The organism is Aeromonas sp. CA23, from assembly GCF_002587065.1.
Classification (GTDB): domain Bacteria; phylum Pseudomonadota; class Gammaproteobacteria; order Enterobacterales; family Aeromonadaceae; genus Aeromonas; species Aeromonas bestiarum.
The window spans coordinates 1,045,001-1,057,406 of sequence record NZ_CP023818.1 but is presented as its reverse complement, the minus strand read 5'-3'; the positions used below and the strand labels follow the sequence as shown (position 1 = coordinate 1,057,406).

The following is a 12,406-nucleotide window of genomic DNA, read 5'->3' as shown; positions in this document are numbered from 1 at the left end:
TCCAGAAGCCTGCTTGGACCATCTAAGATGTAGGCAGAAACCTCATTAATCAAGCCTTTGCCACCGAGAGGCGGGCCAGTTGCCCACTTTTCGCGAAAACTTGCTCATTAAATCAGCGACAAGGCGGCCAGAGACGACAATGCCGACCCGGGGGTCGGCATTGTCAGCGAAAGCGCAAGGCGGGCATCAGCGTCTGGCGTCTTCCTGCAGCCACTGCGCCACCCGCTTGGCGAAGTAGGTGAGGATGCCGTCGGCACCGGCCCGCTTGAAGCAGAGCAGGGACTCCATGATGCTCTCCTTCTCCTTCAGCCAGCCGTTCTGGATCGCCGCCATGTGCATGGCGTACTCGCCGCTCACCTGATAGGCAAAGGTCGGCACGCCGAACTGATCCTTCACCTGGCGGATCACGTCCAGATAGGGCATGCCCGGCTTGACCATGACGCTGTCGGCCCCTTCCTGGATATCCAGTGCCACCTCGTGCAAGGCTTCGTTGCTGTTGGCCGGATCCATCTGGTAGGTGGCCTTGTTGCTCTTGCCGAGGTTGCCGGCAGAGCCGACCGCATCGCGGAACGGGCCGTAGTAGCAGGAGGCGTACTTGGCGGAGTAGGCCATGATCTGGGTGTTGATAAAGCCGTTCTCCTCCAGTGCGGCACGGATCGCCCCGATACGGCCATCCATCATGTCGGACGGCGCCACTATATCGACCCCGGCGGCGGCGTGGGAGAGCGCCTGCTTCACCAGGATTTCCGTGGTGATGTCGTTCAGCACATAGCCTTCATCGTCGATGATGCCGTCCTGACCGTGGGTGGTAAAGGGGTCGAGCGCCACGTCCGTGATGACACCCAGCTCGGGGAAGCGGGCCTTGAGGGCGCGGGTCGCCCGCTGGGCCAGACCGTCCGGGCTGTAAGCCTCTTCCGCCAGCAGGCTCTTGCTCTGAAGCGGGGTGACCGGGAACAGGGCGATGGCGGGCACGCCGAGGGCGACCAGCTCTGCGGCTTCCGCCAGCAACAGATCGATGGAGAGACGATCCACCCCCGGCATGGAGGTGACGGCCTCACGGCGGTTCTCCCCCTCCAGCACGAACACGGGATAGATGAGATCGTTGGCGGTCAGTACGTTCTCGCGCACCAGACGACGGCTGAAATCATGTTTGCGCACCCGGCGCAGGCGGCGACCCGGAAAGGCGCCAGGAAGTGTTGTAGCCATGAATCACTCCAAAAGAGGAAGTTGGAAGAACGCGGCGGAGGTGGCCCGGGTGTGGGCCAGCAAGGCCTCGGGCGCTTCACCACGGCAGGCCGCCACCACCTGGGCGATGTGCGGCAAAAAAGCGGGTTCGTTGCGTTTTGGTCTGGGCTTCAGATCTCGCGGCACCAGATAAGGGGCATCCGTCTCTATCATCAGCCGGCCGGCCGGAATGCGGGCCACCTGTTCCCGCAGCAGCTGACCGCGGCGCTCGTCACAGAGCCAGCCGGTCACCCCTATATGCAGCCCGAGCGCCAGACACTCGTCCAGCTCCTCGTCGGAGCCGGTGAAGCAGTGCAGCACGGCCCCCGGCAGCCTGGGCAGCCAGGGACGCAGGATCTCGACAAAACGGGCGTGCGCATCGCGACAGTGCAGAAACACCGGCATCCCTAGCTCGGCGGCCAGCGCCAGCTGGGCGTCGAATACCGCATCCTGCACCGGACGGGGGGAGAAGTCCCGGTTGTAGTCGAGGCCGCACTCGCCGATGGCCACCACCTGCGGCAAGGCCGCCAGCGCACGCAATGCGGGCAGGGTCTGCTCATCGACGCTCTTGGCATCGTGGGGATGCACACCCGCGGTGGAGAAGCAGTAACCCGGCCACAGCGCAGCCAAGTCAGCGCTTTCGCGGCTGCCGACCAGATCGGTGCCAGTCAGGATCAGCGCCTCGACCCCGGCGGCGCGGGCACGGGCCACCAGTGCTGGCTGTTCACCGGCAAACTGGCTGCTGGTGAGGTTGAGACCAATGTCGATCATGCCAACTCCCAAATCCCTTTGGGAGTCAGGTCTTTATCCTTAATTTGCTTGGATTTTCTTAATTCAGTCGCAGCCCAGCGCATGTCATATTGCCATGTGAAGAACAGTTCTCCAGCGCCTTTCAATTCTTGCTCTTTATGTGTCCATATCCATTCAGCAACACTAACAATTCGAGCTCTACCACCGCGATCTGCTAGCGCAGTAAGCACCCATTCTTGTAAATCCGTTTTCGTAACCATGTATCGGCTCTATCAAATTAAGAGGAGCCTCAGCTCCCCTCTTCCGTTTGTTCCTGTTGCTCCTCTTCCTTCACGTAGAAACGGGCGAAGAACAGACCTATCTCCCACAAGGCCCACATGGGGATGGCGAGCAGGGTCTGGGAGAAGACATCGGGCGGAGTCAGCAACATGCCGACCACGAACACCCCGACGATGACGTAAGGGCGCTTCTCCCCCAGACTCTTGGGGGTGGTCACCCCGGTCCAGCACAGCAGTATGGTGGCCACCGGGATCTCGAACGCCACCCCGAACGCGAAGAACAGGGTGAGCACGAAGTCCAGATAGCTGGCGATGTCGGTCGCCACCGTCACCCCGGCGGGCGCGGTACTGGTGAAGAAACCGAACACCAGCGGGAACACCACGTAGTAGGCAAACGCCATGCCGCTGTAGAACAACACGGCAGTGGAGACGACCAACGGCATGATGAGACGCCGCTCATGCTTGTACAGACCGGGGGCGATGAAGGCCCAGGCCTGATACAGCAGATAGGGGATCGCCACGAAGAAGGAGACCACCAGGGTCAGCTTGATCGGCGTCAGGAAGGGGGTCGCCACATCCGTCGCTATCATGCTGGTGCCTGCCGGCAACTGACTGAGCAGCGGCTGGGCCACGAAGTCGTAGATGTTGTTGGAAAAATAGATCAGCGCGATGAACACCAGCAGGACGGCCGAGATGGACCGCAGCAAGCGGGTTCTCAGCTCGACCAGATGGGTGATCAGGGGTTGTTCGGCCTGACTCATGGCTTCACCTCCCCTTGCTCGACACGCAGCTCTGCACCCTGGACAGGGATCATGGCGGTTTCCTCGTCATGAGCCGCCGTCACGGCTGGTTGCTCGGATGTATCTTCCTGCACCTCGGCAGCGGCCGGGGCGGGGCGGATGGTGTTTTGCTGTTCGTAAGGGCGGGTCACCGATTGTGCGGCCGCTTTCAGCTGCTCGATAGACTCCTGCAACTCGGGGCTCAGGTTGTTCATCTGCAACTGTTCGGCCTTCTTCAGGTCGTTGTGCAGATCCTGCAACTTGAGCTCCTGCTCCAGCTCGGACTTGACCGAGTTGGCAGTGCTGCGGATCAGCCTGATCCAGTGGCTGGCGGTACGGATCGCCACGGGCAGCCGTTCGGGACCGAGCACCACCAGGGCGACGACACCGATGACAACCAGCTCCCAGAAACCGATATCGAACATGGCTTAGGCCTGATCTTTATCTTTCTGCTTGGCGGTCTCGGCACTATTGGCCGCTTCGTTCAGCTGCTTGGGAGGAAACTCGGCATCTTTCTGCTCGGGTTTGCCATCGGTCGGCTCATCAGACAACGCCTTCTTGAAACCCTTGACGGCCGCACCCAGATCGCCGCCGATCCCGCGCAGCTTCTTGGTACCGAACAGCAGCACGACTATGACTGCGATGATCAACAACTGCCAAATACTGATACCACCCATGATATGTCTCCAAGTCCAACATTGACGCTAAGGTATGCGAGTGTGTTATTAACGATCACGATGCTGATACCAGCCCGTAATTTCTTCAAAACTGACGCCAAACTGCACGAGTGCGTTATTGGCGGGAGCGGGCCTTGAACCAGCCCAACAGCCAGCATAAACCGGTGCCGGCCAGGCTGATTTGTCCCCACTCAATGTATTGTTTTTGGGTCAGCAAGAATACACCCGCCAATAGCAGGCTGGCTCCAACCCCTAAGAGGTAGCGAGCCTGTCCCTGTCGACGGCTGTGACGGCGAAAATCGGCAAACATCTGATCGAAGTGGCGCTGCTGGTGGCGGGTCTGGCGCAGGGTCTCATAGACCAGCTCAGGCAATTCAGGCAGTTTCTCCGCCCAGAATGGCGCCTTCTCCTTGATGGCATTCCACACGGCTTTCGGCCCGACCTGCTCGTGCATCCAGTTTTCCAGATAGGGCTTGGCGGTCTGCCACAGGTCCAGCTGGGGATAGAGCTGACGACCCAGCCCCTCCACATAGAGCAATGTCTTCTGCAACAGCACCAGCTGCGGCTGCACCGCCATGTTGAAGCGACGGGCGGTGTTGAACAGGTTGAGCAGCACGTGGCCGAACGAAATTTCGGACAGCGGCTTCTCGAAGATGGGCTCCAGCACGGTGCGGATAGCGAATTCGAACTCGTCCACCTTGGTGTCTGGCGGTACCCAGCCGGACTCCACGTGCAGCTCGGCCACCCGGCGATAGTCGCGGTTGAAGAAGGCGAGGAAGTTCTCGGCCAGGTAGCGCTTGTCTTCCCGGTTCAGGGTGCCGACTATGCCGCAGTCGATGCCGATCCAGAGCGGATTGTCGGGATGTTCATAGGAGACGAAGATGTTGCCGGGATGCATGTCGGCGTGGAAGAAGCTGTCGCGGAACACCTGGGTGAAGAAGACCTCCACCCCACGCTCGGCCAGCAGCTTCATGTTGGTGCCGTTCGCTTCCAGCGCCGGAATGTCGGAAACCGGTATGCCGTAGATGCGCTCCATCACCAGCACATGCTCACGGCAGTGTTCGGTGAACACCTCGGGCACGTAGAGGGCATCTGAGCCGGTGAAGTTGCGGCGCAGCTGGATGGCGTTGGCGGCTTCGCGCATCAGGTTCAGCTCGTCGAGTATGGTCTTGCGATACTCTTCCACCACCTCGATGGGGCGCAGGCGCGCACTCTGGGGCACGAAGCGGGCCACCAGGCGGGCCAGGGTCTGCATCAGGCGCAGATCGGCCTCTATGACCGGTTCTATGTCGGGGCGGATCACCTTGATGACGATCTCGCGGCCATTTTCCTTCAATCGACCCGTGTGTACCTGGGCGATGGAGGCCGACGCCAGCGGCGTCTCGTCGAAGTCGTCAAATAGAGTCTCGATGGCGCAGCCCAGGCTCTCCTCGATCTTGAGGCGCGCCGCCTGACCGCAGAAAGGTGGCACCCTGTCCTGCAACAGGGCCAGCTCTTCGGCGATATCCGGCGGCAGCAGATCGCGCCGGGTCGACAGCATCTGGCCGAACTTGATGAAGATGGGACCGAGCGCCTCGAAGGCGAGGCGAATGCGGGCGCCGCGACTCAGCCCCTGCTGCTTGTTCTTGAGCCAGAACAGGCTGCGGCGGGCCAGACGACCCGGCCAGGGCTGATAGCGGGCAGGCACGAGTTCATCTATGCCCTGCTCCAGCAGGATGCTGATGATGCGATAGAGGCGCTTGAACTCCTTCGGGGTCATCAGGCTACCTGCTGTTCGAAGCGGGCCAGCCGCAGCTCGACCGCTTTCATCCGTTGCGCCAGCAGCTCGACATCGTCGTTGAAGCTCGCCACTTCCAGCGGACCCGGTGCGAGGCGGATCTCTTCGGTCAGGTATTCCGCCAGCTGACTGCGGGAGCGGCACAGCTCGCGCCCCAGCACGCGGCGCGCCTGACGGGCACCACTGAACAGGGTGTGGGCCAGCACATCGCCGGTATAGCGCGACAGCTCCTCTTCCCAGTCGATGTCCAGCTCGCCCAGCAAGACGCTGAACGCCTGCACCAGCTGGGGATCGCCGCTCAGATCCAGCTTCTCCTCACGGATGTAGCGAGTCAGGGCGGAAGGGTCTTTCAGCAGGCCCAGCGCCGTCAGCGACAGGCTGAGCACGGCATCGGCCTCGCCTTCGTGGCGGGCCAGCACATCCAGCCGGCGATCGGAGAAGACAAACCAGAGCGGCTTGAGTTCACGCAGCTCCAGCTTGAGCACCTTGCCCGTCAGCTTGCGCAACCGTTCCTGACTCTGCTTGTCGAGCGTCAGCAACTGGTTGAGGCTGGTTTCGATCACGGCGGTGACCATGGCATCCATCGGCATAGGCGACCTTAAAACTTGTAACCACGGTGCAGGGCAACCACACCCTGGGTCAGGTTGTAGAACTCGACCTGCTCAAAACCGACATTCTCCATCATTCCCTTCAGGGTCTGCTGATCCGGGTGCATGCGGATGGATTCCGCCAGATATTTGTAGCTTTCACCGTCGTTCGCGACGATTTCACCCATTTTCGGCAGCAGTTTGAAGGAGTAGAGATCGTACAGCTTGGCGATCACCTCGCTGGCGGGCTTGGAGAACTCCAGCACCAGCAGACGGCCGCCCGGCTTCAGCACCCGGAACATGGAGGCCAGAGCCTTGTCCTTGTCGGTGACGTTGCGCAGGCCAAAGCCGATGGTAATGACATCGAAGTGGTTGTCCGGGAAGGGCAACGCCTCGGCGTTGGCCTGCACGTAGGAGACGTTGTTCGCCACTCCCAGGTTGCGCAGCTTGTCGCGGCCCACCTTGAGCATGGAGTCATTGATATCCGCCAGTACCACCTGACCGGTCTCGCCGACGATACGGGAGAACTTGGCGGTCAGATCGCCGGTGCCACCGGCCAGATCCAGCACCTTCTGACCCTTGCGCACACCTGAGCAGTCGATGGTGAAGCGCTTCCACAGGCGGTGGATGCCGAACGACATCAGATCGTTCATCAGATCATACTTGGCTGCCACCGAATGAAAGACGCCGGCGACCAGGGTTTCCTTCTCGGTCGCGGCCACGGTTTTAAAGCCAAAATGCGTTGTCGTAGTCTGTTCTGACATCCCTTAAACACCCATAGAGCAAAGAATGGTCGCCAGTTTACCAGAGCCAATGGCGTGCGGACACCTTAAACCCGGCTGGCAACCAACTGCATGCCCAGCAACACCATGGCCAGACAGAGGAAAAGGTTGAGGCCTATATTGAGCACCGCCTTCAGGTAGGCGCCCTGCTGGGCCAGTACCACAGTATCCAGCGCGAAGGAGGAGAAGGTGGTGAGCGCTCCGAGGATCCCCACCATCAGCAGCGGTTTCATCGGGCTCTCCAGCACATGGCCGTGGCTGATCAGGGCAAACGCCAGCCCCATGATGAAGGAGCCGACCACGTTCACCGCCAGGGTGCCATAGGGAAAGTGGCGTCCCAGCAAGAGTGCCATCAGCTCGGCGATACCAAAACGCAGGCAGGCGCCGATGGCACCGCCTGCCGCAACATATAACCAAGTTTGCATAGGGCAGACTCCACAGTATCAGGCCGACATTATGCAAAATGTCGGCAAGCGGGGACAGCGGGGCAATTAATCGATATCGACCGCCTCACCGGCGAAAGTCGACCGGTTCGATCCGATCCAGATGGAGTGAGGTCTGAGCCGGCCGGGTCTCGGCAATCACCCGGCCATGGCGGATGGAGTAACGCACCGGCACCTGACGGCGCACCGCATCGAAGCCGTTCTCGGCAGGCAGGATCAGCAGATTGGCCGGCTTGCCGACCTCGATGCCGTAGCGATCCTGCACGTTCAGAGTACGGGCGCTGTGGCTGCTGATGAGCTTCAAGCCGTCGTTGATCTGCTCATACCCCATGATCTGGCACACATGCAGCCCCATGTGCAGCACCTGCAGCATGTTGGCCGTGCCCATGGGATACCAGGGATCGAACACGTCGTCGTGGCCGAAACAGACGTTGATGTTCGCCTCCAGCATCTCCTTCACCCGGGTGATGCCGCGGCGCTTGGGATAGGTATCGAAGCGCCCCTGCAGGTGGATGTTCACCAGCGGATTGGCGACGAAGTTGATGTCCGCCATCTTGAGTAGCCGGAACAGGCGGGAAGCATAAGCCCCGTTGTAGGAGTGCATGGCGGTGGTATGGCTGGCGGTCACCCGCTGGCCCATGCCGCGCTCATAAGCAAGCGTCGCCAGGGTCTCGATGAAACGGGACTGCTCGTCATCGATCTCGTCACAGTGCACATCCACCAGAACCTGATACTTCTCGGCAAGATCGAAGACGTAGTGCAGACTTTCGACCCCATATTCCCGGGTGAACTCGAAATGGGGAATGGCGCCGATCACATCGGCTCCCAGCCTGAGCGCCTCTTCCAGCAACGCCTTGCCGTTGGGGTAGGAGAGGATCCCCTCCTGTGGGAAGGCCACTATCTGCAGCTCGACCCACTCCTTCATCTCCTCCTTCACCTCCAGCATCGCCTTCAAGGCGACCAGGTTGGGATCGGAGACATCGACGTGGGTGCGGACAAACTGGATGCCGTTGGCGATCTGCCACTTCAGCGTCTGGATGGCGCGCTGTTTCACATCTTCATGGGTCAGCAGCGCCTTGCGCTCGGCCCAGCGCTCTATCCCCTCGAACAGGGTACCGGACAGGTTCCAGCTCGGCTCCCCGGCGGTCTGGGTAGTATCGAGGTGAATATGAGGCTCGATAAAGGGGGCCATGGCCAGACCCTCCTCCCCATCCAGCTCCCGGGTAGACAGGAGAAGCTGGCTCATGGGAGCTATGGTCCGGATCAGGCCATCCTGGCACAGGATCTGCCACAACCCCTCTCTGCCAGCCAGACGCACATTCTTTATCAGCATGTTTTTCTTCCTTTTTCTGACACCGATTACCTTTTCCAATCCACAACTTAGCTTGGATCAATTTAATAGAAAAGCGTTCATATTGAATACATATGAGACTGCTACTATTGATAAACAGCAACAATAAAAGGGAGTTAATTGGGATGAAAGCAGGATTGACCGAGATCGGCAGCGCTGGTCTGTTTCACGAATATCTGCAGGCGCTGGGTATCAACAAGCCGCCGTTGACCTCGATCGACAAGCAGTGGGAATACAAGCGCAACGAGCGGCTGGTCGCGGCTATCCAGATAGAAGCCTCGGGGCAGGCCCGTTTCTATCTCGATGCCAGACAGATTTCGGTAAACTGAGAAAGACGAATACAAAAAAGCCTCCCGATTGGGAGGCTTTAATATTTACTGGTGCTGATACCCAGAGTCGAACTGGGGACCTCATCCTTACCAAGGATGCGCTCTACCAACTGAGCCATATCAGCACACTAACCGGTAAAGACCGCACTGCGTGCGTTATCTAAATCTTCTGTCCAACACAACCTGACGTTGTATCGCGACCAACTACATCGCTGTAGTTGCTTAATTGAAGCCTGGCAGTGTCCTACTCTCGCATGGCGAATGCCACACTACCATCGGCGCTACCGCGTTTCACTTCTGAGTTCGGCATGGGATCAGGTGGTTCCACGGCGCTATGGCCGCCAGGCAAAATCTTAATCTAGAAAGCTGACGTGAGTAACGACTGATTGGCTATTGCCTGGTCGCTATCACTGAATTAGGTAAGTAGTCTCGCACTTGCTACAAGTCTCAGAACACTTCTTGGGTGTTGTATGGTTAAGCCTCACGGGTAATTAGTATGGGTTAGCTCAACACGTCGCCGCGCTTACACACCCCACCTATCAACGTTGTGGTCTCCAACGGCCCTTTAGGACCCTCAAGGGGTCAGGGATGACTCATCTCAGGGCTCGCTTCCCGCTTAGATGCTTTCAGCGGTTATCGATTCCGAACTTAGCTACCGGGCAGTGCCACTGGCGTGACAACCCGAACACCAGAGGTTCGTTCACTCCGGTCCTCTCGTACTAGGAGCAACTCCCTTCAATCATCCAACGCCCACGGCAGATAGGGACCGAACTGTCTCACGACGTTCTGAACCCAGCTCGCGTACCACTTTAAATGGCGAACAGCCATACCCTTGGGACCGACTTCAGCCCCAGGATGTGATGAGCCGACATCGAGGTGCCAAACACCGCCGTCGATATGAACTCTTGGGCGGTATCAGCCTGTTATCCCCGGAGTACCTTTTATCCGTTGAGCGATGGCCCTTCCATTCAGAACCACCGGATCACTATGACCTACTTTCGTACCTGCTCGACCTGTCCGTCTCGCAGTTAAGCTGGCTTATGCCATTGCACTAACCTCCTGATGTCCGACCAGGATTAGCCAACCTTCGTGCTCCTCCGTTACTCTTTGGGAGGAGACCGCCCCAGTCAAACTACCCACCAGGCACTGTCCGCGATCCCGATTCAGGGACCTGCGTTAGAACATCAAACATACAAGGGTGGTATTTCAAGGACGGCTCCAACGCAACTGGCGTCACGCCTTCAAAGCCTCCCACCTATCCTACACATGTAGGTTCAATGTTCAGTGCCAAGCTGTAGTAAAGGTTCACGGGGTCTTTCCGTCTAGCCGCGGGTACACCGCATCTTCACGGCGAATTCGATTTCACTGAGTCTCGGGTGGAGACAGCATGGCCATGGTTACACCATTCGTGCAGGTCGGAACTTACCCGACAAGGAATTTCGCTACCTTAGGACCGTTATAGTTACGGCCGCCGTTTACCGGGGCTTCGATCAAGAGCTTCGCTTGCGCTAACCCCATCAATTAACCTTCCGGCACCGGGCAGGTGTCACACCCTATACGTCCACTTTCGTGTTTGCAGAGTGCTGTGTTTTTGATAAACAGTCCCAGCCATCTGGTCACTGCGACTCCCAACTGCTCCATCCGCGAGGGACTTCACTGTCAAGAGCGAACCTTCTCCCGAAGTTACGGTTCTATTTTGCCTAGTTCCTTCACCCGAGTTCTCTCAAGCGCCTTGGTATTCTCTACCCGACCACCTGTGTCGGTTTGGGGTACGATGACTTGTAATCTGAAGCTTAGAGGCTTTTCCTGGAAGCAGGGCATCAATGGCTTCACCACCGTAGTGGCTTCGTCTCGTGTCTCAGTGTTGTGTCTCCGGATTTGCCTAGAAACACCACCTACGCACTTTCACCAGGACAACCGTCGCCTGGCCCACCTAGCCTTCTCCGTCCCCCCATCGCAATTACAAGTCGTGCAGGAATATTAACCTGCTTCCCATCGATTACGCCTTTCGGCCTCACCTTAGGGGTCGACTCACCCTGCCCCGATTAACGTTGGACAGGAACCCTTGGTCTTCCGGCGAGGAGGCTTTTCACCCCCTTTATCGTTACTTACGTCAGCATTCGCACTTCTGATATCTCCAGCATACCTCTCGATACACCTTCGCAGACTTACAGAACGCTCCCCTACCACTCACACATAAGTGTGAATCCGCGGCTTCGGTGCCTGGTTTGAGCCCCGTTACATCTTCCGCGCAGGCCGACTCGACTAGTGAGCTATTACGCTTTCTTTAAATGATGGCTGCTTCTAAGCCAACATCCTAGCTGTCTGAGCCTTCCCACATCGTTTCCCACTTAACCAGAACTTTGGGACCTTAGCCGGCGGTCTGGGTTGTTTCCCTCTTCACGACGGACGTTAGCACCCGCCGTGTGTCTCCCGGATATTACTTACTGGTATTCGGAGTTTGCATGGAGTTGGTAAGTCGGGATGACCCCCTAGTCCAAACAGTGCTCTACCCCCAGTAGTATTCGTCCGAGGCGCTACCTAAATAGCTTTCGGGGAGAACCAGCTATCTCCGAGTTTGATTGGCCTTTCACCCCCAGCCACAGGTCATCCCCTAACTTTGCAACGTTAGTGGGTTCGGTCCTCCAGTTGATGTTACTCAACCTTCAACCTGCCCATGGCTAGATCACCCGGTTTCGGGTCTACACCTTGCAACTAGACGCCCAGTTAAGACTCGGTTTCCCTACGGCTCCCCTATACGGTTAACCTCGCTACAAAATGTAAGTCGCTGACCCATTATACAAAAGGTACGCAGTCACCCCGAAGGGCTCCCACTGCTTGTACGTACACGGTTTCAGGTTCTATTTCACTCCCCTCACAGGGGTTCTTTTCGCCTTTCCCTCACGGTACTGGTTCACTATCGGTCAGTCAGGAGTATTTAGCCTTGGAGGATGGTCCCCCCATATTCAGACAGGATGTCACGTGTCCCGCCCTACTCGATTTCACTTCAAGGTCGTTTTCATGTACGGGGCTATCACCCTGTATCGCTGGCCTTTCCAGGACCATTCCACTAACTTCCAAGAAACTTAAGGGCTAATCCCCGTTCGCTCGCCGCTACTGAGGGAATCTCGGTTGATTTCTTTTCCTCGGGGTACTTAGATGTTTCAGTTCTCCCGGTTCGCCTCTATTACCTATGTATTCAGTAATAGATACCCAGCTTATGCTGGGTGGGTTTCCCCATTCGGAAATCTGTGAGTAATAGCGTCTCTTACCGACTTCTCACAGCTTATCGCAGGTTAGTACGTCCTTCATCGCCTCTGACTGCCAAGGCATCCACCATGTACGCTTAGTCACTTAACCATACAACCCCAAGAAGTGTCGTCGAAACGACGCGACTTGTTGTCGTACAACAAGGACCAAAATAAATTT

Annotated in this window: 12 protein-coding genes, 1 tRNA gene and 2 rRNA genes; 1 reads left to right on the top strand and 14 read right to left on the bottom strand. The window is 58.0% G+C overall.

Features of this window, described 5'->3' with window-relative positions; genetic code table 11:
* Positions 1 to 186: 186 nt before the first annotated feature.
* The 11 genes from hemB to CK910_RS04925 form a co-directional block, all read right to left on the bottom strand.
* Positions 187 to 1,206 carry a porphobilinogen synthase gene (hemB, locus tag CK910_RS04975; protein ID WP_098981288.1) on the bottom strand — a complete coding sequence of 340 codons (1,020 nt, stop codon included), beginning with the start codon at positions 1,204 to 1,206 and terminating at the stop codon, positions 187 to 189.
* 3 nt (positions 1,207 to 1,209) lie between these two features.
* Complete coding sequence (locus CK910_RS04970) at positions 1,210 to 1,995, bottom strand: TatD family hydrolase (RefSeq protein WP_098981285.1); 786 nt, start codon at positions 1,993 to 1,995, stop codon at positions 1,210 to 1,212.
* On the bottom strand, positions 1,992 to 2,234 hold the full coding sequence (locus CK910_RS04965; protein ID WP_098981283.1) for a hypothetical protein: 243 nt from the start codon (positions 2,232 to 2,234) through the stop codon (positions 1,992 to 1,994). The genes CK910_RS04970 and CK910_RS04965 overlap by 4 nt, the downstream gene beginning before the upstream one ends.
* A gap of 29 nt (positions 2,235 to 2,263) precedes the next feature.
* A complete protein-coding gene (gene tatC / locus CK910_RS04960; RefSeq protein WP_098981280.1) occupies positions 2,264 to 3,013 on the bottom strand; it encodes a twin-arginine translocase subunit TatC in 750 nt (249 codons plus the stop codon).
* Positions 3,010 to 3,456 (bottom strand): Sec-independent protein translocase protein TatB, encoded by a 447-nt coding sequence (tatB, locus tag CK910_RS04955; protein WP_098981278.1) that lies wholly within the window; start codon positions 3,454 to 3,456, stop codon positions 3,010 to 3,012. The genes tatC and tatB overlap by 4 nt, the downstream gene beginning before the upstream one ends.
* A gap of 3 nt (positions 3,457 to 3,459) precedes the next feature.
* A complete protein-coding gene (gene tatA / locus CK910_RS04950; RefSeq protein WP_043135785.1) occupies positions 3,460 to 3,708 on the bottom strand; it encodes a Sec-independent protein translocase subunit TatA in 249 nt (82 codons plus the stop codon).
* 115 nt (positions 3,709 to 3,823) lie between these two features.
* Positions 3,824 to 5,467 carry a ubiquinone biosynthesis regulatory protein kinase UbiB gene (gene ubiB, locus CK910_RS04945; RefSeq protein WP_098981275.1) on the bottom strand — a complete coding sequence of 548 codons (1,644 nt, stop codon included), beginning with the start codon at positions 5,465 to 5,467 and terminating at the stop codon, positions 3,824 to 3,826.
* Positions 5,467 to 6,075 (bottom strand): ubiquinone biosynthesis accessory factor UbiJ, encoded by a 609-nt coding sequence (locus CK910_RS04940; protein ID WP_043135884.1) that lies wholly within the window; start codon positions 6,073 to 6,075, stop codon positions 5,467 to 5,469. The genes ubiB and CK910_RS04940 overlap by 1 nt, the downstream gene beginning before the upstream one ends.
* Positions 6,076 to 6,083: 8 nt before the next feature.
* The gene (gene ubiE, locus CK910_RS04935) at positions 6,084 to 6,836 is read right to left on the bottom strand and encodes a bifunctional demethylmenaquinone methyltransferase/2-methoxy-6-polyprenyl-1,4-benzoquinol methylase UbiE (protein WP_042867354.1); all 753 of its coding nucleotides are present in this window, start codon (positions 6,834 to 6,836) and stop codon (positions 6,084 to 6,086) included.
* 65 nt (positions 6,837 to 6,901) lie between these two features.
* Positions 6,902 to 7,279: a fluoride efflux transporter CrcB gene (gene crcB, locus CK910_RS04930; RefSeq protein ID WP_098981273.1), complete on the bottom strand. Its 378-nt coding sequence runs from the start codon at positions 7,277 to 7,279 to the stop codon at positions 6,902 to 6,904.
* 85 nt (positions 7,280 to 7,364) lie between these two features.
* Positions 7,365 to 8,630 (bottom strand): cytosine deaminase, encoded by a 1,266-nt coding sequence (locus CK910_RS04925; protein WP_098981270.1) that lies wholly within the window; start codon positions 8,628 to 8,630, stop codon positions 7,365 to 7,367.
* Between the two features lie 92 nt (positions 8,631 to 8,722).
* Here CK910_RS04925 and CK910_RS04920 point away from each other — a divergent pair, with 92 nt between their 5' ends.
* Positions 8,723 to 8,977, top strand: a complete 255-nt coding sequence (locus CK910_RS04920) for a hypothetical protein (protein ID WP_098981267.1) — start codon at positions 8,723 to 8,725, stop codon at positions 8,975 to 8,977.
* Positions 8,978 to 9,026: 49 nt separating this feature from the next.
* Here the strand turns inward: CK910_RS04920 and CK910_RS04915 are convergent.
* From CK910_RS04915 to CK910_RS04905, 3 genes are all read right to left on the bottom strand, one after another.
* A tRNA-Thr gene (locus CK910_RS04915) sits at positions 9,027 to 9,102 on the bottom strand.
* 106 nt (positions 9,103 to 9,208) lie between these two features.
* Positions 9,209 to 9,323 (bottom strand): 5S ribosomal RNA (gene rrf / locus CK910_RS04910).
* 124 nt (positions 9,324 to 9,447) lie between these two features.
* Positions 9,448 to 12,337 (bottom strand): 23S ribosomal RNA (locus CK910_RS04905).
* Positions 12,338 to 12,406 lie beyond the last annotated feature (69 nt).

Excerpts from the sequence above, each read along its gene's own strand:
- hemB (WP_098981288.1), bottom strand. The coding sequence starts at position 1,206 with ATGGCTACAACACTTCCTGGCGCCTTTCCGGGTCGCCGCCTGCGCCGG.
- CK910_RS04970 (WP_098981285.1), bottom strand. The coding sequence starts at position 1,995 with ATGATCGACATTGGTCTCAACCTCACCAGCAGCCAGTTTGCCGGTGAA.
- CK910_RS04965 (WP_098981283.1), bottom strand. The coding sequence starts at position 2,234 with ATGGTTACGAAAACGGATTTACAAGAATGGGTGCTTACTGCGCTAGCA.
- tatC (WP_098981280.1), bottom strand. The coding sequence starts at position 3,013 with ATGAGTCAGGCCGAACAACCCCTGATCACCCATCTGGTCGAGCTGAGA.
- tatB (WP_098981278.1), bottom strand. The coding sequence starts at position 3,456 with ATGTTCGATATCGGTTTCTGGGAGCTGGTTGTCATCGGTGTCGTCGCC.
- tatA (WP_043135785.1), bottom strand. The coding sequence starts at position 3,708 with ATGGGTGGTATCAGTATTTGGCAGTTGTTGATCATCGCAGTCATAGTC.
- ubiB (WP_098981275.1), bottom strand. The coding sequence starts at position 5,467 with ATGACCCCGAAGGAGTTCAAGCGCCTCTATCGCATCATCAGCATCCTG.
- CK910_RS04940 (WP_043135884.1), bottom strand. The coding sequence starts at position 6,075 with ATGCCGATGGATGCCATGGTCACCGCCGTGATCGAAACCAGCCTCAAC.
- ubiE (WP_042867354.1), bottom strand. The coding sequence starts at position 6,836 with ATGTCAGAACAGACTACGACAACGCATTTTGGCTTTAAAACCGTGGCC.
- crcB (WP_098981273.1), bottom strand. The coding sequence starts at position 7,279 with ATGCAAACTTGGTTATATGTTGCGGCAGGCGGTGCCATCGGCGCCTGC.
- CK910_RS04925 (WP_098981270.1), bottom strand. The coding sequence starts at position 8,630 with ATGCTGATAAAGAATGTGCGTCTGGCTGGCAGAGAGGGGTTGTGGCAG.
- CK910_RS04920 (WP_098981267.1), top strand. The coding sequence starts at position 8,723 with ATGAGACTGCTACTATTGATAAACAGCAACAATAAAAGGGAGTTAATT.